Source organism: Enterobacter cloacae complex sp. P16RS2 (genome assembly GCF_014982155.1).
Classification (GTDB): domain Bacteria; phylum Pseudomonadota; class Gammaproteobacteria; order Enterobacterales; family Enterobacteriaceae; genus Enterobacter; species Enterobacter cloacae_M.
The window spans coordinates 21,879-41,567 of sequence record NZ_JADCKW010000023.1 but is presented as its reverse complement, the minus strand read 5'-3'; the positions used below and the strand labels follow the sequence as shown (position 1 = coordinate 41,567).

Below are 19,689 nucleotides of genomic sequence, written 5' to 3'. Positions count from 1 at the left end.
CCCAAAAACAGTTTCCCACAGCTTTCCCCCTTCCCCCGCTCTACCCTATCCCCAACTCATAGCAGGACCCCTAAAAGTTTCCTGTTCTAAGACGAACTGCGACCTGTAAGAAGCGCCTTTGGCGGTCAGCCCGCCGGTCGATCAGGGAACGAAGCGTGGTCTGAAACTGACCTCCTGTCTCGATACAGGTGACCACCCCCTTTATCGCTACCCTGTTGCAAGCGTAGCGACAGACAGAACGCTGTAGAGAAGTCGGACGGCATTTCCGAAGGCTTTGCGTCCGTACTTCCTGCTGAATGTGCAAAACGCGGCGTCACTTTTAAGAGCGTAAGCGAGTGAAAGTGACGCCAGCGCGCAGATCAGCTTCAACCAAGCTACTGCCTGCAAATTCACTGCAACAAACAGGCTGACACTCAAACAGATGTTAGAAATTCACTTACCAGGAGGAGAAACCAGCACTACCGAACCGATACCGGAGGACAGGTCATTTTACCTTTGGGGATATACCTGCCTGAGCAGGCGGCTGCATTCGTGCATCACCGTACCCCGTCATACCTCATCCGCGCATTCTCCGGCGCACTGGTATCGTTCAGCACAGCACGCTGTTTCCAACCGCGCATCGGAGAATTGAGTGGAGAGCCGCTATGTCGAAACTAACAAAACGCATGGAAAAACTCGCCCTACTGGCTGGCGGCAGTTTTAAAACAATCCATGATAGCCTCCGTATCGACGGGCGTTTAAGCCAGCATATTATATTTTCATAGATCGCTAGCTACGAGGGGCAATCTTGCACACAATCATTGCTCAGACCGGACCTGAAAAATTAGCCCAATCGGAGCACATCAGAAATAAAACGTTATGGTGATTTCCTCCAAGGAAATCACCATTGTCCAAATGGCAACTCGCTTAATCCCTTTTCACCCCCTATCCTGCATGCCTGCATCTATGGGGGGTTTATGGCGCGTTTTTTGTTTTGTAGTTTCGCATTAGTTCTGCTTTATCCGTCCGGCATTGATATGTATCTGGTGGGATTGCCGCACATCGCCCGCGATCTGGGCGCCAGCGAGGCGCAGCTGCACATCGCGTTTTCGGCCTACCTCGCGGGGATGGCGTCGTCTATGGTCTTTGCCGGGAAGATCGCGGATAAGGCAGGCCGTCAACCCGTCGCGATAAGCGGCGCCATCATTTTTGCCCTGGCCTCTCTTCTCTGCTCACAGGCGCAAAGCAGCACCTTGTTCCTGGCCGGACGGTTTATCCAGGGCATTGGCGCCGGTGGCTGCTACGTCGTCGCTTTTGCCATTTTGCGCGATACCTTAAGCGCCCAGCGTCGCGCTAAGGTACTTTCGATGCTGAACGGTATTACCTGTATCATCCCGGTGCTGGCCCCGGTCGTGGGATATCTGATCATGCTGAAATTCCCTTGGCAGAGCCTGTTCTGGACCATGGCGGCGATGGGCGCGCTGGTGTTTATCCTGTCCATCGCCGTGCTGAAAGAGACCCACCCGGGCTCGCAGAATACCGGTCATACCGCAACCATTCACCCAGCCGAGAAGCTGCTTAACCGCTTTTTCCTCAGTCGTCTGGCCGTGACCACGTTAAGCGTGGCGGTGATCCTGACCTATGTAAACGTTTCCCCGGTTTTACTGATGGAAACCATGGGCTTCGATCGGGGTGAGTATTCAACAGTGATGGCATTAACCGCCATGGTCAGTATGGCAGTCTCGTTCTCCACCCCGTTTGCGCTAAATGTTTTCAGCCAGCGCACGCTGATGCTGACCTCACAGGTTTTATTCCTCACGGCTGGCGCGATCCTGGCAACCACCAGCTCGCATGCGGTGATGCTGGCGGGTATTACCCTTATTTGTGCCGGGTTCTCGGTTGGCTTTGGCGTGGCGATGAGCCAGGCGCTTGGCCCCTTCTCGCTGCGGGCAGGCGTGGCAAGCTCGGTGCTGGGAATTGCGCAGGTCTGCGGCTCGTCGCTGTGGATTTGGCTGGCGGCGGTCATCGGGCTTAACGCGCTGAATATGCTGATCGGGGTTCTGATTGGCTGTAGCATACTATGCATCACCTTACTTATGGTCATCCAGCCCGCGGCGCATTATGAAGAAGCCCATCAGCAGTCTCGATCTTAACCTGTTGCTTTGCCTGCAGCTTTTGCTGCAGGAGCGCAGCGTCACCAAAGCAGCTAAACGGATGAACGTGACGCCGTCTGCGGTGAGTAAATCGCTGGCCAAGCTGCGCGACTGGTTTGACGACCCGCTGTTTGTCAAAACGCCGCTGGGGCTGCTGCCGACCCCGCTGACGGTAAGCCTGGAGCAGGATCTGGCTGACTGGATGCAAATCGGCAACCAGATCCTCGATAAATTCCACCATGATTCCCCGGGCGGGCTAACGTTTGTGCTGGCCGCCGAAACGCCGTTGATGCTGATCCGCTTTAACGCCCTGCTGGAGCAGGTGAACCAGCGCTATCCGCAGGCTACGGTGAAGATGCGTCACTGGGATTATGACTCGCTGGACGCCATTACGCGCGGAGAGGTGGATCTGGGATTCACCGGACGCGAAACGCACCCGCGATCGCGTGAATTGCTGAAGCTAATGCCGTGGTTCATCGACTATGAGATCCTGTTCAGCGACCGTCCGTGCGTGTATCTGCGTGAGGATCACCCCGCGCTACAGGACGAATGGAATCTTGAGACCTTCCTGCGCTACCCGCACATCAGCATCTTCTGGGAACGCAGCGACACCTGGGCACTGGACGAAGTGCTAAAGGAGATGGGTCGGGAGAGAAACATTGCCATGAGCGTGCCGGGCTTTGAGCAGTCGATGTTTATGGCAGCGCAGCCCGGTCACAACTATATCGCCACGGCTCCGCACTACTGCCATCACTACAATCAACTCCACCAGCGGAAGCTGATCGCGCTGCCCATTCCCATTGACGAAGCGCAGGCTGAAAAGCTTACCGTTCCCTTCACGCTGATCTGGCATAAACGGAACAGCCATAATCCGAAAATCCTTTGGCTGCGGGAAACCATCAAGGCGCTGTACGGTGCCAGCGATCCAATTTTTGCCTAAGAAAATGTAAAGTTCGGTCCTGAGGCTTCTCTTACTCCCATTTACTGATTAAAACAGGAGTCAAGTTAAGCGATAATCATGTAACCGTTTAACCGATTACGACCATTATCAAGGAGCGAAAAATGGCTACGCACTTTGCAAGAGGGATACTTACGGAAGGACGTCTCGTATCGGGAAGAATTTCTTCAGCCTGTCACAGGGAAGCACTCACTCTCCCGGAACACCGCAGAACGCGGTTTTTAGCGTCCAGAGCGCTTCTCGCAGAACTGCTGTTTATGCTGTACGGCACCAGCGAGCTACCGGACATCATTACCCAACCCGAAGGCCGCCCGGTCTTTGCCGACCCGGACCTCCCTCGTTTTTCGATTGCCTACGCGGGCAATATCATTGGCGTCGCGCTGACCACTGAAGGGGATTGTGGGCTGGATATGGAACTCCAGCGCGCGACGCGCAGCTTCCATGGCGGTAATGCGCATGAAGACTATCCGCTCTCCAGCAATGAGAAGCTGTGGGTACGCAACCAGAACGATCCTGTCGAAGCCCGAGCTCAGCTCATTACCCTGCGCCAGAGCATTCGCAAGCTCTGTGGATGCGCCTCAGACGACGCCAGCCTGCTGCAGCTGCTGCCAGGCTCCGGACGTCTGCGTGCCGCTCAGGCCACGCTGGTAGAGGCGCTCAGCGACGCAGAGGATGTGCTCATTTGGTCCATTGCGGTTACCCCCGCCATCGAACGCATGAAAATCTGGGAATTTGACAGCCAACAGGGATGGCGTAGCCTTCCTGATGTGCCCGAGCGTGCCAACGAGCCCGCCGCACGCCTGATGCGTTTAACCAGTTTACCGGCAGAAAAAGCATTCACCCTTAGCTGATCCGATCAGGGTCATCATGATGAAACAGGAGTAATCATGTCTGATACGTTGAAAGTAGTTACGTTACTGGGAAGCCTGCGCAAAGGTTCATTTAACGGGATGGTTGCCCGCACGCTGCCACAGCTGGCACCGGCAGGAATGGAAATTAGCGCCCTGCCGTCTATTGGCGATATTCCGCTGTATGACGCTGACGTACAGCAGGAAGAGGGTTTTCCGCAGAGCGTTGAGGCGCTGGCAGAGCAGATCCGCCAGGCTGACGGCGTGGTCATCGTCACGCCGGAGTATAACTATTCGGTTCCGGGTGGCCTGAAGAATGCCATCGACTGGCTGTCCCGCTTACCTGAGCAGCCGCTGTCAGGCAAACCGGTGTTGATCCAGACCAGCTCAATGGGCGCGATTGGCGGCGCGCGCTGCCAGTATCATCTGCGCCAGATCCTGGTGTTCCTGGATGCGATGGTCATGAACAAGCCGGAATTTATGGGTGGTGTGATTCAGAACAAGGTCGACCCGCAAACGGGTGAAGTGGTGGATCAGAGCACGCGCGATCATCTGTCTGGCCAGCTGACGGCGTTTGGGGATTATATTAAGCGGGTGAAGGCGTAGACCGGAGCGGCCTGATGCCCTCACCCCAGCCCTCTCCCACGGGAGAGGGTGCAAACACTAAAGCCCTTTTCTTCGAAAAGGGCTTGCTGTTTATTTGGCATCAATAAACACAATCTTGAGCACAAACAGCAGCGCCACAACGATGACGCACGGGCTGAGGTCGCGGAAGCGGCCGGTACCGATCTTCATTACGCAGTAAGAGATAAAGCCCAGCGCGATGCCTTCGGTAATCGAGAAGCTGAACGGCATCATCACGGCGGTAATAAACGCTGGCACCGCTTCGGTTAAATCATCCCACTTCACGCGTGACAGGCTGGAGGTCATCAGCACACCCACATAGATCAGCGCGCCGGCTGCCGCATACGGTGGAACCATACCCGCCAGCGGAGAGAGGAAGATCACCAGCAGGAACAGAATACCCACGACCACCGCAGTCAGGCCGGTACGGCCGCCCACGGACACGCCGGAAGACGATTCAATGTACGCGGTAACGGACGAGGTTCCGATAAAAGCACCGGTCACAGAGGAGACGCTGTCCACAAACAGCGCCTGCTTCATGCGCGGGAATTTCCCTTTCTCATCCGCCAGACCCGCTTTGTCGGTCACGCCAATCAGCGTGCCGGAGGAGTCAAACAGGTTGACCAGCATGAAGGAGAAAATCACGCCCGCCAGGCCCAGGTTCAGGGAACCCGCCAGATCGACGTGACCAATCACGGTAGAAACGCTCGGTGGCGCTGAGACAATACCGTTATAGTGAACGTCGCCCAGCATCCAGCCCAGCAGGGTGGTGACCACGATGGAGACCAGTACCGCCGCGTGAATATTGCGGGAAGCCAGGATCGCGATGATAAAGAAGCCCAGCACGCCCAGCAGCACGTTATGAGAGGTCAGGTGACCGATGCTCACCAGCGTTTCCGGGTTCGCCACGATAACGCCGGCGTTTTTCAGCCCCATCATACCGATGAACAGACCGATACCGCTGGTGATGCCCACGCGCAGACTCACGGGAATGTTCGCAATCATCCAGTAACGTACGCGGAAAATGGTCAGCAGCAGCAGGCCAACCGCGCCCCAGAAGATGGCGCCCATGCCAACCTGCCACGGCAGACCCATCGCCTGAACCACCACGAATGCGAAGAACGCATTCAGGCCCATCGCCGGTGCCAGCGCAACCGGCAGGTTAGCGAACACGCCCATCAGAATGCTGCCAAGGGCCGCGATCAGACAGGTTGTTACGAAGACGGCGCTGGTATCCATGCCAGCAACGCCCAGAATTTGAGGGTTCACAAAAACGATATAGACCATCGTCAGGAAGGTGGTGAAACCAGCGATCACTTCGGTGCGTGCCGTTGTGCCGTGCTCGCGCAGTTTAAAAACGCGCTCAAGCAGACCCTGACCAGACGTCTGGGTAGTGTGTTGTTGACTCATCATCAATTTCCGAACAAGGAGGGAAAATTCGTCGCTATCCTATACCAAAATGCGACAATAGTGGCGGTTACGTGATACTTTTTTCATTGATTTTGCTTATACGGCAACGATTGCGTCCCGGTGAACTGCCGTACGTAAACGTTAAACTTGTTAAAAGGGAAAGGCATGTCCGGAATTGAAGCGGTATTTTTCGACTGCGACGGTACGCTGGTCGACAGTGAGGTCATTTGTTCCCGCGCGTATGTCACTATGTTCCAGGAATTTGGCATTACGCTGGAACTTGAAGAGGTGTTTAAACGCTTTAAGGGCGTGAAGCTCTACGAGATCATCGACATCATTAACGAAGAACACGGTGTGGAGCTGGCGAAAGCGGATCTGGAACCGGTGTACCGCGCCGAGGTCGCACGCCTGTTTGATTCGGAGCTGGAGGTCATTCCGGGCGCAAACGCGCTGCTGGATGCGATGACGGTGCCAGTCTGCGTCGTCTCTAACGGCCCGGTCAGCAAAATGCAGCACTCGCTGGGCAAGCTTGAGATGTTGCACCATTTCCCGGAAAAGCTGTTCAGCGGCTACGATATCCAGCGCTGGAAGCCAGACCCGGCGCTGATGTTTCATGCGGCAAAAGCAATGAACGTCAACGTAGAGAACTGCATTCTGGTGGATGACTCGTCTGCGGGCGCGCAGTCGGGGATTGATGCGGGGATGGAGGTGTTTTACTTCTGCGCCGATCCGCACAACAAGCCGATCGATCATCCGAACGTGACGACCTTTACCGATCTGGCGCAGCTGCCAGCGCTGTGGAAGGCACGCGGGTGGAATATTACTCGCTGAGTTTTCCCCCTCATCCCGACCCTCTCCCCAGGGGAGAGGGAGAAAACCGAATTGTCCTCTCTCCCTGTGGGAGAGGGTTAGGGTGAGGGTAAAATCACTCTTTCGGATCTTTACCCGCCAGCAGTTTGTCCAGCTCGTCGCCGCCCACGTGACGGAAGTCCTGACCTTTCACGAAGTAGAAGATGTATTCGCAAATATTCTGGCAGCGGTCGCCGATACGCTCAATAGAGCGCGCGCAGAACAGGGCGGTCAGTACGCTTGGGATCGTACGTGAATCTTCCATCATGTAGGTCATCAGCTGACGCACGATGCCTTCATACTCCTGGTCGACCTTCTTGTCTTCACGGTAGATGCGCACCGCTTCGTCCAGGTCCATACGCGCAAAGGCATCCAGCACATCGTGCAGCATCTGCACGGTGTGGCGGCCCAGCGACTCCAGGCTCACCAGCAGGGGCTGGTGCTGTTGAGAGAATTTCTCCAGCGCGGTGCGGCAGATTTTATCCGCAACGTCACCAATACGCTCCAGCTCGGCGATGGTTTTGATGATCGCCATCACCAGACGCAGGTCGCTCGCCGTTGGCTGGCGTTTCGCGATAATGCGCACGCAGGCCTCGTCGATAGCGACTTCCATCATGTTGACGTTTTTGTCGCCTTCAATGACGCGCTTCGCCAGCTCGCTGTCCTGGTTGTGCATTGCCGTAATCGCATCAGAAAGCTGCTGCTCGACCATGCCGCCCATGGTCATTACCTGGGTGCGAATGCTTTCCAGCTCTGCGTTGAACTGGCCGGAAATATGTTTATTAAGATTGAGGTTGTCCATGGTTTCTCCACATGCACTAAGGCAAATCAACCGTAGCGGCCAGTAATATAATCTTCGGTTTGTTTCTTCGCGGGCCTGGTGAACAGCGCGTCCGTATCGCTGAACTCAATCAACTCGCCCAGGTACATAAACGCCGTGTGATCGGAACAACGTGCAGCCTGCTGCATGTTATGGGTCACGATAACCACGGTGTAATCCTGCTTCAGCTCGGTGATAAGCTCTTCAATACGGCCGGTTGAGATCGGGTCCAGCGCTGAACACGGTTCATCCAGCAGCAACACTTCCGGGCGGATAGCGATACCGCGCGCAATGCACAGACGCTGCTGCTGACCACCGGAGAGAGAGTAACCGCTCTGGTGCAACTTATCTTTGGTTTCGTTCCATAATGCGGCCTTGGTCAACGCCCACTGCACGCGCTCGTCCATATCGGCACGGGAGAGCTTTTCAAACAGGCGAACGCCAAACGCGATGTTGTCGTAAATGGACATCGGGAACGGCGTTGGTTTCTGGAACACCATCCCCACTTTCGCGCGCAGCAGGGCGATATCCTGCGCCTGGGTCAGAATGTTTTCACCGTCCAGGATGATTTCACCTTCAGCGCGCTGCTCCGGATAGAGCGAATACATTTTGTTAAAGGTACGCAGCAGCGTGGATTTTCCGCAGCCGGACGGACCGATAAATGCCGTGACCTGGTTCTTCGCGATATCCAGGTTGATGTTCTTCAGGGCATGGAATTTGCCGTAGTAGAAGTTCAAATCACGAACCTGAATCTTACCCGGGGCAGTATCAACCATACTCATTGACTCATTTCCTCATTCGGCGCCGCGAGCTGCCGCGCCGTAAAAAATTAACCGTGTTTCTTCTTCGCGAAAATGACGCGCGCCAGAATGTTCAGCAACAGTACGCAAAGGGTAATGATCAGCACCCCGGCCCAGGCCAGCTGCTGCCATTCCGCGAATGGGCTCATCGCAAATTTAAAGATCGTCACCGGCAGGTTTGCGATCGGCTGCATCATGTCCGTGCTCCAGAACTGGTTGGAGAGAGACGTAAACAGCAGCGGCGCCGTTTCACCCGCGATACGCGCAACCGCCAGCAGGATACCGGTCATGATCCCGGAGACGGACGCCTTCAGCGTAATCGCAGAGATCATCTTCCATTTCGGCGTACCCAGCGCATAAGCCGCTTCGCGCAGGCTGTCCGGCACCAGTTTCAGCATGTTCTCGGTGGTTCGAATAACAATCGGCACCTGCAGCAGCGCCAGGGCAATCACGCCCGCCCAGCCGGAGAAGTGTTCCATCTGCGCCACCACCACGGTGTAAACAAACAGACCCACGACGATAGAAGGTGCAGACAGCAGAATGTCGTTGATGAAGCGAATGACTTCGGCCAGCCAGGATTTACGACCGTATTCTGCCAGGTAGATGCCCGCCATGATGCCCAGCGGGGTGCCGAAGACCGTCGCCCAGAGGATCAGCAGGCCGCTGCCCGCCAGGGCATTCGCCAGGCCACCACCCGCCGTGTTCGGCGGCGGCGTCATTTCGGTGAACAACGACAGTGACATCCCGTCAATCCCGCGAACGACCGTCGAGAAGAGGATCCAGACCAGCCAGAACAGGCCGAATGCCATCGTCGCCATAGAGAGCGACAGGGCAATACGGTTTTTCATGCGGCGTCTGGCCTGCATTTTACGGCGGGATTCCGCCAGTTCAGCGGTAGCTTGCATTTCGAGAGTTGCCATTAGCGTGCCCCCTCATTTTTAGCGAGGCGCATAATCATCAGCTTGGAAATCGCCAGAACAATGAAGGTGATAACGAACAGAATCAGACCCAGCTCCATCAGCGCCGCCACGTGCAGCCCCGATTCCGCTTCCGCAAATTCATTCGCCAGCGCCGAGGTAATACTGTTACCCGGCATGTAGAGCGACGCGCTGTCGAGCTGGTAGGTGTTACCGATGATAAAGGTGACCGCCATGGTTTCACCCAGCGCACGACCTAAACCCAGCATCACGCCCCCGATCACCCCATTTTTGGTGAACGGAAGGACAATGCGCCAGATAACTTCCCAGGTGGTGCAGCCGATGCCGTAGGCCGACTCTTTCATCATCACCGGCGTTTGTTCGAAGACATCGCGCATGACCGCCGCAATGTAAGGAATAATCATGATGGCGAGGATCACACCTGCCGCCAGAATGCCAATACCGAAAGCCGGGCCAGAGAACAGGGCCCCCACAAACGGAATAGCGGAAAGCACGTTACCGACCGGTTCCTGGAAATACGTTGCGAACAGCGGAGCAAAGATGAACAGACCCCACATGCCGTAAACGATACTTGGAATAGCCGCCAGCAGTTCGATGGCAATACCCAGCGGGCGTCGCAGCCAGCCCGGCGCCAGCTCCGTCAGGAACAGGGCAATACCAAAGCTCACCGGAACCGCAATCAGCAGGGCGATGAACGAGGTCACCAGCGTGCCGTAAATCGGCACCAGGGCACCGTAGATATCGTTCGGCGCGTCCCACTCTTTAGTCCACAGGAAGGAAAAACCGAATTTCTGGATGCTCGGCCATGAGGAGAAAATCAGAGACACGATAATGCCGCCCAGCAGCAATAGCACAATCAGCGCAGCCAGTTTGACCAGCGCGCTGAAAATCATGTCACCTTTTTTACCCGGAGGGTTAAATGCAGGCTTGGTTGCAGCCATAAATTACTCTTCTGTTTGAGACGTTTTTACGAATATGCCCGGTGGCGCTAACGCTTACCGGGCCTACAGCTTAAACCGTAGGGCGGGTAAGCGCAGCGCCACCCGCCATCTTCGTTAAATATATCCTGTTAGTACAGCGCTTTACCGCTGCTGTCTTTCACGTTGGTTTTCCATGCAGCACGAATCTGCTCAACCACGTTGTCCGGCAGGGTAGCGTAATCCAGGGCGTTAGCCTGTTTGCCGCCGTTTTTGTACGCCCAGTCGAAGAACTTCAGCACTTCGGCGCCCTGCTCAGGTTTCTTCTGCTCTTTGTGAACCAGGATGAAGGTGGTAGAGGTGATTGGCCACGCACCTTCGCCTTTCTGGTTAGTCAGATCCTGCGCGAAGGATTTGCTCCAGTCAGCGCCTTTCGCCGCGTTAGCAAAGTTCTCTTCGGTCGGGCTAACCGGTTTGCCGTCGGCTGAAACCAGTTTGGTGTAGGACAGGTTGTTCTGCTTGGCGTACGCATACTCTACGTAACCAATTGAGCCAGGCAGACGCTGTACGAACGCGGCTATACCGTCGTTACCCTTACCGCCCAGACCGGTTGGCCAGTTAACGGTAGAACCGGAGCCGACTTTAGATTTCCACTCTTCGTTCACTTTTGCCAGGTAGCTGGTGAACACGAAAGAGGTACCGGAACCATCCGCGCGGCGAACCACGGCGATGTTCTGAGAAGGCAGCTTCAGGCCTGGGTTGAGTTTAGCGATCGCTTCGTCATCCCATTTTTTGATTTTGCCCAGGTAGATGTCACCCAGAGTTTTGCCGTCCAGCACCAGCTCACCCGACTTCACGCCCGGCAGGTTGATGGCCAGGACCACGCCACCGATCACGGTAGGGAACTGGAACAGGCCTTCCTGAGCCAGTTTGTCATCAGACAGCGGAGCGTCTGATGCGCCGAAATCAACAGTGTTCGCGGTAATTTGTTTAACGCCACCGGAGGAGCCGATACCCTGATAGTTAACCTTGTTACCGGTTTCTTTCTGGTAGGTATCTGCCCATTTGGCATACACCGGCGCAGGGAAGGTTGCACCAGCGCCAGTCAGGCTTGCTTCTGCAAATACAGAGAACGCGCTCAGAGATAAGGTCGCGGCGACAACAGTTGCGACAGTGGTACGCATAACTTTCATAATGTCTCCTGCAAGATTTTCGTAAATCGTTGTTTAGTGGCTACGATGAGCAAAATAGGACAAACAGGTGACAGATAAATGTACGAATTATGACAGTTTTATGACAACGTTAATTTCACTTAAAAAAAAGCAAAAGAAAGCTTAATTTTCATCTAGTTAGCCACTTTTATGACAAGGCGTTTTCAGAAATATTTTCTTTATGTGACACTGAAAAAAGTAGCTGAAGATGACAAATTGTCATTATTAAAAACGAGAAAGGATTGATGAAAAACAAACCGGGCGGGATAAAAAAGCTCCACCCGAAGGTGGAGCCTGAAGGGATTATTCTACGGTAACCGATTTCGCCAGGTTACGCGGCTGGTCAACGTCGGTGCCTTTGATCAGGGCAACGTGATAGGCCAGCAGCTGCAGCGGAACGGTGTAGAAGATTGGTGCAATCACCTCTTCCACATGCGGCATCTCGATGATATGCATGTTGTCGTTGCTGACAAAACCGGCATCTTTGTCGGCGAAGACGTACAGAACACCGCCGCGGGCGCGCACTTCTTCGATGTTAGACTTCAGTTTTTCCAGCAGTTCGTTGTTTGGTGCCACAACGATGACCGGCATATCCGCGTCAATCAGCGCCAGCGGGCCGTGCTTCAGCTCGCCTGCCGCATAGGCTTCAGCGTGAATGTAGGAGATCTCTTTCAGCTTCAGCGCGCCTTCCAGCGCAATCGGATACTGATCGCCACGACCCAGGAACAGGGCGTGATGTTTGTCGGAGAAATCTTCCGCCAGAGCTTCTATGCGTTTGTCCTGAGACAGCATCTGCTCAATACGGCTCGGCAGCGCCTGCAGGCCGTGAACGATGTCGTGCTCAACGGACGCATCTTCACCTTTCAGACGCGCCAGCTTCGCCACCAGCATCAGCAGAACGGTCAGCTGAGTGGTAAACGCTTTGGTAGAGGCCACACCGATTTCGGTGCCCGCTTTGGTCATCAGCGCCAGATCGGACTCACGCACCAGCGATGAGCCAGGAACGTTACAGATAGCCAGAGAGCCCAGGTAACCCAGCTCTTTAGACAGACGCAGCGCTGCCAGGGTATCCGCCGTTTCGCCAGACTGGGAAAGGGTGATCATCAGGCTGTTACGACGCACCGCGGATTTGCGATAGCGGAATTCAGACGCGATTTCCACATCGCACGGCACGCCAGCCAGGGATTCAAACCAGTAGCGAGAGACCATACCGGAGTTGTAAGACGTGCCGCAGGCCACGATCTGAATGTGCTCAACCTTGCCGAGCAGTTCGTTCGCGTTTGCGCCCAGCTCGCTCAGATCCACTTCACCGTGGCTGATGCGCCCGGTCAGGGTGTTTTTGATGGCGTTTGGCTGCTCGTAAATCTCTTTCTGCATGTAGTGACGGTAAGCGCCTTTGTCGCCCGCGTCGTACTGCAGATTCGATTCGATCTCCTGACGTTTCACCTGCTCGCCTTTGGTATCGAAGACGGTCACGCTGCGACGGGTCACTTCCGCGATATCCCCCTCTTCGAGGAAGATAAAGCGACGGGTAACCGGCAGGAGCGCCAGCTGGTCAGAAGCGATGAAGTTTTCACCCATGCCCAGACCGATAACCATCGGGCTACCGGAACGCGCGGCCAGCAATGTGGACGGATCGCGGGAATCCATGATCACCGTACCGTACGCACCGCGCAGCTGAGGGATAGCACGCAGCACCGCATCACGCAGCGTGCCGCCCTGCTCCAGCTCCCAGTGCACCAGGTGAGCAATCACTTCGGTGTCAGTTTCAGAGACGAAGGTGTAGCCGCGCGCTTTCAGTTCTTCGCGCAGCGGTTCGTGGTTTTCGATAATGCCGTTGTGCACGACCACGATGTGTTCAGACACATGCGGGTGCGCGTTACCTTCAGACGGTTCGCCGTGCGTCGCCCAGCGGGTGTGAGCAATACCGGTCCCACCGTGCAGCGGATGTTCTTCCGCGGCCTGGGCCAGCATCTGCACTTTACCGAGACGACGCAGACGGGTCATATGACCTTCTGCATCGACGACAGCCAGACCGGCTGAGTCGTAACCACGGTATTCCAGACGACGTAAACCTTCGAGAAGGATTTCAGCAATATCACGCTGCGCAACTGCGCCAACAATTCCACACATAATTTTAGATTCCGAATTTAGGCATTATGCCTGCGTTGTCGCTGACCTGTATTTACCCTTTCCGGGCGCCCCGAGCCTTGTAGAGAGTGGGGTTATTTTTATGGGTACTGCTTGTGGGGGGAAATATATATTTATCTCCTCTCCCGGGTTTGCCTGATGACGGCTACGCCTATCAGGCCTACTCAATCGTAGGGCGGGTAAGCGTAGCGCCACCCGCCTTGTTGTTACTTTTTCTTCTCCGGGCGTTTCCAGCCCTGCTTGCTGACCTGCGGAACGCGGCTTAACACCAGCTCGTTCTCGGCCACATCGCGCGTAACGGTTGTTCCCGCGGCAATGGTCACCCCGTTACCCACGGTAACAGGCGCAACCAGCTGCGTATCGGAGCCAACAAACACGTCGTCACCGATGATGGTTTTAAACTTATTCGCGCCGTCATAGTTACAGGTAATAGTCCCTGCACCAATATTCACGTTATTGCCAATTTCCGCGTCGCCCAGATAGGTCAGATGACCGGCTTTCGAGCCTTTACCCAGACGCGCTTTTTTCATTTCCACGAAGTTACCCACGTGAGCGCCTTCCAGCAGCTCAGCGCCCGGGCGCAGACGCGCAAACGGGCCGATGGTACAGGCCGCATCCAGACGGGCATCTTCCACCACGCTGTACGGGCTGATTTCGCAGTCGTCGCCGATGACGCTGTTTTTAATCACGCAGCCGGCGCCAATTTTGACGCGATTGCCCAGCGTGACGTGACCTTCGAGGATAACGTTCGTATCAATTTCAACGTCACGCCCGTGAGATAACGAACCACGCAGATCGAAACGCGCCGGATCGCGCAGCATCACGCCCGCAAGCAGCAGTTTTTCGGCCTGCTCGGACTGATAAATACGCTCAAGACGGGAAAGCTGCAGGCGGTTGTTCACGCCGTCCGTTTCGCTGATGCGCGCCGGATGAACGGCGGCAATATCACGCCCTTCGTGGTACGCCATCGCAATGATGTCGGTGATGTAGTATTCACCCTGCGCGTTGTTATTGTCGAGTCTGGACAGCCAGCGCTTCATATCCGCGCCGTTGGCAATCAGAATACCGGTGTTGATCTCCTGAATCTGGCGCTGTTCGTCGCTGGCATCTTTATGCTCAACAATACCTGTGACGTTGCCGTTTTCACGGGTGATGCGGCCATAACCGCTTGGATCGTCCAGCACGACGGTCAACAAACCGATGCCGCCCTGCGGTTTGGCTTCACGCAGGCGAGTCAGGGTTTCAACGGAGATCAGCGGGACATCGCCGTAAAGCATTAAAATATCTTCGTCATCCGCAAAGAAAGGCGCAGCCTGCTGCATCGCATGGCCTGTGCCCAGCTGTTCGGCCTGAAGCACCCAGTTGAGCTTGTCATCGCTCAGCGTCTTTTTAAGCAGATCGCCGCCGTGGCCGTAGACCAGGTGGACCTGACTGGCACCCAGCTCGTTCGCTGCATCAATGACATGCTGCACCATTGGCTTTCCTGCAAGCGTGTGGAGCACCTTAGGCAGATCGGAATACATGCGGGTCCCTTTGCCAGCGGCAAGAATCACCACGCTCATCGCACTGTTTGACATACGCATCCTGACGGTAGTTTGAGTGTGAAGTAAAAACGTTTGAAGCTTAAAATTCTACATCTTTTTCATCATGAATTAAGGCCGAAAAAAAAAGCCAGCCTGGTATCCAGACTGGCTTTTGTGCTTTTCAAGCCGGTGTTACATCGCTTTTTTGGTCAACTCGATAACGCGCAGTTTCGCGATCGCTTTGGCCAGCTCCGCAGACGCCTGAGCGTAATCCACGTCACCATGAGAGCTGCTAATGTGCTCTTCAGCCTTACGCTTCGATTCCAGGGCTCGCGCTTCGTCGAGATCCTGTCCACGGATAGCGGTATCGGCCAGAACGGTCACACTGCCAGGCTGCACTTCAAGAATGCCGCCGGACAGATAGATAAACTCTTCGTGACCGAACTGTTTAACGATGCGGATCATACCAGGCTTAATGGCGGTGAGCAGCGGTGCGTGACCCGGGAAAATACCCAGTTCACCTTCACTACCCGTTACCTGGATTTTCTCGACCAGACCAGAGAACATTTGTTGCTCTGCGCTGACGACGTCCAGGTGGTAAGTCATTGCCATATCACCCTCCGATTAAGGCGTTAAAGTTTTTTGGCTTTTTCCACGGCTTCTTCGATGGAACCAACCATGTAGAACGCCTGCTCTGGCAGGTGGTCGTATTCGCCTTCCATAATGCCTTTAAAGCCACGGATGGTGTCTTTCAGGGAAACGTATTTACCCGGAGAACCGGTGAATACTTCCGCAACGAAGAACGGCTGGGACAGGAAGCGCTGAATCTTACGCGCACGTGCTACCACCAGTTTGTCTTCTTCAGACAGTTCATCCATACCCAGGATGGCGATGATGTCTTTCAGTTCCTGGTAACGCTGCAGCAGGGACTGTACGCCACGTGCGGTGTCGTAGTGTTCCTGACCAACAACCAGTGGATCCAGCTGACGGCTGGTGGAGTCCAGCGGGTCAACGGCCGGGTAGATACCCAGAGACGCGATCTGACGGCTCAGTACCACGGTTGCGTCTAAGTGCGCAAAGGTGGTTGCTGGAGATGGGTCAGTCAAGTCATCCGCAGGTACGTATACCGCCTGAACGGAGGTGATAGAACCGGTTTTGGTAGAGGTGATACGTTCCTGAAGAACACCCATCTCTTCCGCCAGCGTAGGCTGATAACCTACCGCTGAAGGCATACGACCCAGCAGTGCAGATACTTCCGTACCGGCCAGGGTGTAACGATAGATGTTATCAACGAACAGCAGAACGTCACGGCCTTCATCACGGAACTTCTCAGCCATCGTCAGACCGGTCAGCGCAACGCGCAGACGGTTTCCTGGTGGCTCGTTCATCTGGCCGTAAACCAAGGATACTTTGTCCAGTACGTTGGAGTCGGTCATTTCGTGGTAGAAATCGTTACCCTCACGAGTACGTTCACCTACGCCCGCAAACACGGAGTAACCGGAGTGCTCGATCGCGATGTTACGGATCAGCTCCATCATGTTTACGGTTTTACCAACACCCGCACCACCGAACAGACCGACTTTACCGCCCTTCGCGAACGGACACATCAGGTCGATAACTTTGATACCGGTTTCCAGCAGTTCCTGAGAGCTGGACAGCTCTTCGTAGGAAGGTGCTGCGCGGTGGATAGCCCAACGCTCTTCTTCACCGATGTCACCTTTCATGTCGATTGGCTGACCCAATACGTTCATGATACGACCCAGTGTTGCTTTACCTACCGGGACTTCGATCGGGTGCTCGAGGTCTTTGACTTCCAGACCACGACGCAGACCGTCGGAAGAACCCATCGCGATGGTACGCACGATACCGCCGCCGAGCTGCTGCTGAACTTCCAGCACCAGGCTCTCGTTACCATTCTGTACCTCAAGCGCGTCGTACACGCGTGGTACGGCGTCCTGAGGGAACTCGACGTCCACCACGGCGCCGATTACCTGGACAATCTTTCCAGTAGCCATCTTGAATCCTCTACGTAATTCGTAAACCTGGTTAAACCGCGGCGGCCCCCGAGACGATCTCGGTGAGTTCCTGAGTAATGCTGGCCTGACGAGCTTTGTTGTAAACCAACTGCAGCTCTTTAATCAGGCTGCCGCCATTATCGGTCGCGGCTTTCATCGCCACCATTCGTGCGGCCTGCTCGCTGGCCAGGTTTTCTACAACGCCCTGATAAACCTGAGATTCAACGTAACGACGCAGCAGGGTATCCAGCAGCGGTTTCGGATCGGGTTCATACAGGTAATCCCAGGCTTTTTGCTTCAGCTCGTCATCTTCTGATGCCGGTAACGGCAGCATCTGAGTGAGCGTTGGAACCTGAGACATGGTGTTAATGAATTTGTTGCTGACAACGTACAGTCTGTCCAGACGGCCTTCATCATAGGCCTGCAACATCACTTTAACCGGGCCGATCAGTTCGGACAGGGACGGGTTATCACCCATACCGGTCACCTGAGCGACAATGTTGCCACCAACGGAGTTAAAGAAAGAGACGCCTTTAGAGCCGATCATTGCGATATCGCACTGAACGCCTTTTTCAGACCATGCTTTCATATCCGCCAGCAGTTTTTTGAACAGGTTAATGTTCAAGCCGCCACACAGACCACGGTCGGTCGACACCACCAGGTAGCCCACGCGCTTAACGTCGCGTTCTTCCAGGTAAGGGTGCTTATATTCCAGATTACCGTTTGCAAGGTGACCAATCACTTTGCGCATGGTTTCTGCATAAGGACGGCTGGCCGCCATGCGATCCTGCGATTTACGCATTTTGGAAGCGGCGACCATCTCCATCGCTTTAGTGATCTTTTGCGTGTTCTGGACGCTTGCGATCTTACTACGTATCTCTTTTGCGCCGGCCATGAGCTTCTCCTCAATGCCAGGCGGCTTGTCCTGAGACAAGCCGCCGGACGATTACCAGGATTGGGTTGCTTTGAAGGAATCGAGGATAGCTTTCAGCTTGCCTTCGATTTCGTCGTTATAGCCACCGGTCTGGTTGATCTCTTGCATCAGCGGAGCGTGATCACGGTCGACGTAAGCCAGCAGAGCGGCTTCGAAGCTACCGATTTTCGCCAGTTCCACATCTTCGAGGTAACCGCGTTCAGCCGCGAACAGTACCAGGCCCTGCTGAGCAACAGACATTGGTGCGTACTGTTTCTGCTTCAGCAGCTCGGTCACTTTCTGACCGTGGCTCAGCTGTTTACGGGTTGCTTCGTCCAGATCGGATGCGAACTGAGAGAACGCAGCCAGTTCACGATACTGTGCCAGCGCGGTACGGATACCACCGGACAGTTTCTTGATGATCTTGGTCTGAGCAGCACCACCAACACGGGATACGGAGATACCCGGGTTAACCGCCGGACGAATACCGGAGTTAAACAGGTTGGTTTCCAGGAAGATCTGACCATCGGTAATGGAGATTACGTTGGTCGGAACGAACGCAGAAACGTCACCCGCCTGGGTTTCAATGATCGGCAGAGCAGTCAGAGAGCCCGTTTTACCTTTCACTTCACCTTTGGTGAAGTTCTCGACGTATTCCGCGTTAACGCGGGAAGCACGCTCCAGCAGACGAGAGTGGAGGTAGAATACGTCGCCAGGGAACGCTTCACGTCCAGGTGGACGACGGAGCAGCAGGGAAACCTGACGATAAGCAACAGCCTGTTTAGACAGGTCATCGTATACAATCAGCGCATCTTCACCGCGGTCACGGAAGTATTCGCCCATTGCGCAACCGGCGTATGGCGCCAGGTATTGCAGTGCAGCAGATTCAGACGCGGTAGCTACCACAACGATGGTGTTAGACAGTGCGCCGTGCTCTTCCAGTTTACGAACCACGTTAGAAATGGTGGACGCTTTCTGGCCGATGGCCACGTACACGCATTTGATGCCGGAGTCACGCTGGTTGATGATGGCGTCGATAGCCATCGCGGTTTTACCGGTCTGACGGTCACCGATGATCAGTTCACGCTGACCACGACCGATTGGGATCATGGCATCAACGGACTTATAACCTGTCTGAACAGGCTGATCTACGGACTGACGGTCGATAACGCCTGGTGCGATAACTTCGATTGGAGAGAAGCCATCGTGCTCAACCGGACCTTTACCGTCGATTGGCGCACCCAGGGTGTTAACAACGCGACCCAGCAGGCCACGGCCAACCGGCACTTCCAGAATACGGCCAGTACACTTAACCTTCATGCCTTCGGCGAGGTCAGCGTATGGACCCATCACAACTGCACCTACGGAGTCGCGCTCCAGGTTCAGTGCGATAGCGTAACGGTTACCCGGCAGGGAAATCATCTCACCCTGCATACAATCGGCCAGGCCGTGGATGCGGATAACACCGTCACTTACAGAAACAATAGTACCTTCGTTGTGAGCTTCACTCACAACACTGAACTGAGCAATGCGCTGCTTGATCAGTTCGCTGATTTCGGTGGAATTCAGTTGCATGCTCC

At 55.0% G+C, this 19,689-nt stretch carries 18 protein-coding genes; 6 read left to right on the top strand and 12 right to left on the bottom strand.

Going from position 1 to position 19,689, the window contains the following annotated elements; translation table 11 throughout:
* Nucleotides 1-644 precede the first annotated feature (644 nt).
* From INF68_RS23255 to INF68_RS15890, 5 genes are all read left to right on the top strand, one after another.
* Nucleotides 645-764, top strand: coding sequence for a phage integrase N-terminal domain-containing protein (locus tag INF68_RS23255; RefSeq protein ID WP_227412882.1), 120 nt, complete (start codon nt 645-647; stop codon nt 762-764).
* A 192-nt stretch (nt 765-956) separates the two neighbouring features.
* A complete protein-coding gene (locus tag INF68_RS15905; RefSeq protein WP_023309801.1) occupies nt 957-2,132 on the top strand; it encodes an MFS transporter in 1,176 nt (391 codons plus the stop codon).
* Nucleotides 2,101-3,072 (top strand): HTH-type transcriptional regulator YidZ, encoded by a 972-nt coding sequence (gene yidZ, locus INF68_RS15900; RefSeq protein ID WP_029741480.1) that lies wholly within the window; start codon nt 2,101-2,103, stop codon nt 3,070-3,072. The genes INF68_RS15905 and yidZ overlap by 32 nt, the downstream gene beginning before the upstream one ends.
* Nucleotides 3,073-3,194: 122 nt before the next feature.
* Nucleotides 3,195-3,941, top strand: coding sequence for a 4'-phosphopantetheinyl transferase superfamily protein (locus INF68_RS15895; protein WP_126786543.1), 747 nt, complete (start codon nt 3,195-3,197; stop codon nt 3,939-3,941).
* A 36-nt stretch (nt 3,942-3,977) separates the two neighbouring features.
* Nucleotides 3,978-4,544 (top strand): NADPH-dependent FMN reductase, encoded by a 567-nt coding sequence (locus INF68_RS15890; protein ID WP_014833835.1) that lies wholly within the window; start codon nt 3,978-3,980, stop codon nt 4,542-4,544.
* Nucleotides 4,545-4,634: 90 nt separating this feature from the next.
* On the opposite strand, the gene adeP is transcribed toward INF68_RS15890, so the two are convergent.
* Nucleotides 4,635-5,972, bottom strand: coding sequence for an adenine permease AdeP (adeP, locus tag INF68_RS15885; protein WP_146198332.1), 1,338 nt, complete (start codon nt 5,970-5,972; stop codon nt 4,635-4,637).
* A 165-nt stretch (nt 5,973-6,137) separates the two neighbouring features.
* Here adeP and yieH point away from each other — a divergent pair, with 165 nt between their 5' ends.
* Nucleotides 6,138-6,803 (top strand): 6-phosphogluconate phosphatase, encoded by a 666-nt coding sequence (gene yieH, locus INF68_RS15880; RefSeq protein WP_126786544.1) that lies wholly within the window; start codon nt 6,138-6,140, stop codon nt 6,801-6,803.
* A 94-nt stretch (nt 6,804-6,897) separates the two neighbouring features.
* Here the strand turns inward: yieH and phoU are convergent, their stop codons facing one another.
* The 11 genes from phoU to atpA form a co-directional block, all read right to left on the bottom strand.
* Entirely contained in the window at nt 6,898-7,623 is a 726-nt protein-coding gene (phoU, locus tag INF68_RS15875) for a phosphate signaling complex protein PhoU (protein WP_008500182.1), read from the bottom strand.
* A gap of 26 nt (nt 7,624-7,649) precedes the next feature.
* A complete protein-coding gene (pstB, locus tag INF68_RS15870; RefSeq protein WP_010426574.1) occupies nt 7,650-8,423 on the bottom strand; it encodes a phosphate ABC transporter ATP-binding protein PstB in 774 nt (257 codons plus the stop codon).
* Nucleotides 8,424-8,470: 47 nt separating this feature from the next.
* A complete protein-coding gene (pstA, locus tag INF68_RS15865) occupies nt 8,471-9,361 on the bottom strand; it encodes a phosphate ABC transporter permease PstA (RefSeq protein WP_023309794.1) in 891 nt (296 codons plus the stop codon).
* Nucleotides 9,361-10,320 (bottom strand): phosphate ABC transporter permease PstC, encoded by a 960-nt coding sequence (pstC, locus tag INF68_RS15860; RefSeq protein ID WP_023309793.1) that lies wholly within the window; start codon nt 10,318-10,320, stop codon nt 9,361-9,363. The genes pstA and pstC overlap by 1 nt, the downstream gene beginning before the upstream one ends.
* A gap of 128 nt (nt 10,321-10,448) precedes the next feature.
* Nucleotides 10,449-11,489 (bottom strand): phosphate ABC transporter substrate-binding protein PstS, encoded by a 1,041-nt coding sequence (gene pstS / locus INF68_RS15855; protein WP_008500186.1) that lies wholly within the window; start codon nt 11,487-11,489, stop codon nt 10,449-10,451.
* A 321-nt stretch (nt 11,490-11,810) separates the two neighbouring features.
* Nucleotides 11,811-13,640 carry a glutamine--fructose-6-phosphate transaminase (isomerizing) gene (gene glmS, locus INF68_RS15850; protein ID WP_023309792.1) on the bottom strand — a complete coding sequence of 610 codons (1,830 nt, stop codon included), beginning with the start codon at nt 13,638-13,640 and terminating at the stop codon, nt 11,811-11,813.
* Between the two features lie 224 nt (nt 13,641-13,864).
* Nucleotides 13,865-15,235 carry a bifunctional UDP-N-acetylglucosamine diphosphorylase/glucosamine-1-phosphate N-acetyltransferase GlmU gene (gene glmU / locus INF68_RS15845; RefSeq protein WP_109846533.1) on the bottom strand — a complete coding sequence of 457 codons (1,371 nt, stop codon included), beginning with the start codon at nt 15,233-15,235 and terminating at the stop codon, nt 13,865-13,867.
* 138 nt (nt 15,236-15,373) lie between these two features.
* Nucleotides 15,374-15,793 (bottom strand): F0F1 ATP synthase subunit epsilon, encoded by a 420-nt coding sequence (locus INF68_RS15840; RefSeq protein ID WP_006177560.1) that lies wholly within the window; start codon nt 15,791-15,793, stop codon nt 15,374-15,376.
* Between the two features lie 20 nt (nt 15,794-15,813).
* Nucleotides 15,814-17,196 carry a F0F1 ATP synthase subunit beta gene (gene atpD / locus INF68_RS15835; RefSeq protein ID WP_003862362.1) on the bottom strand — a complete coding sequence of 461 codons (1,383 nt, stop codon included), beginning with the start codon at nt 17,194-17,196 and terminating at the stop codon, nt 15,814-15,816.
* Between the two features lie 31 nt (nt 17,197-17,227).
* Nucleotides 17,228-18,091, bottom strand: a complete 864-nt coding sequence (gene atpG, locus INF68_RS15830) for a F0F1 ATP synthase subunit gamma (protein WP_008500191.1) — start codon at nt 18,089-18,091, stop codon at nt 17,228-17,230.
* A 51-nt stretch (nt 18,092-18,142) separates the two neighbouring features.
* On the bottom strand, nt 18,143-19,684 hold the full coding sequence (atpA, locus tag INF68_RS15825; RefSeq protein WP_006808751.1) for a F0F1 ATP synthase subunit alpha: 1,542 nt from the start codon (nt 19,682-19,684) through the stop codon (nt 18,143-18,145).
* Nucleotides 19,685-19,689: the final 5 nt, after the last annotated feature.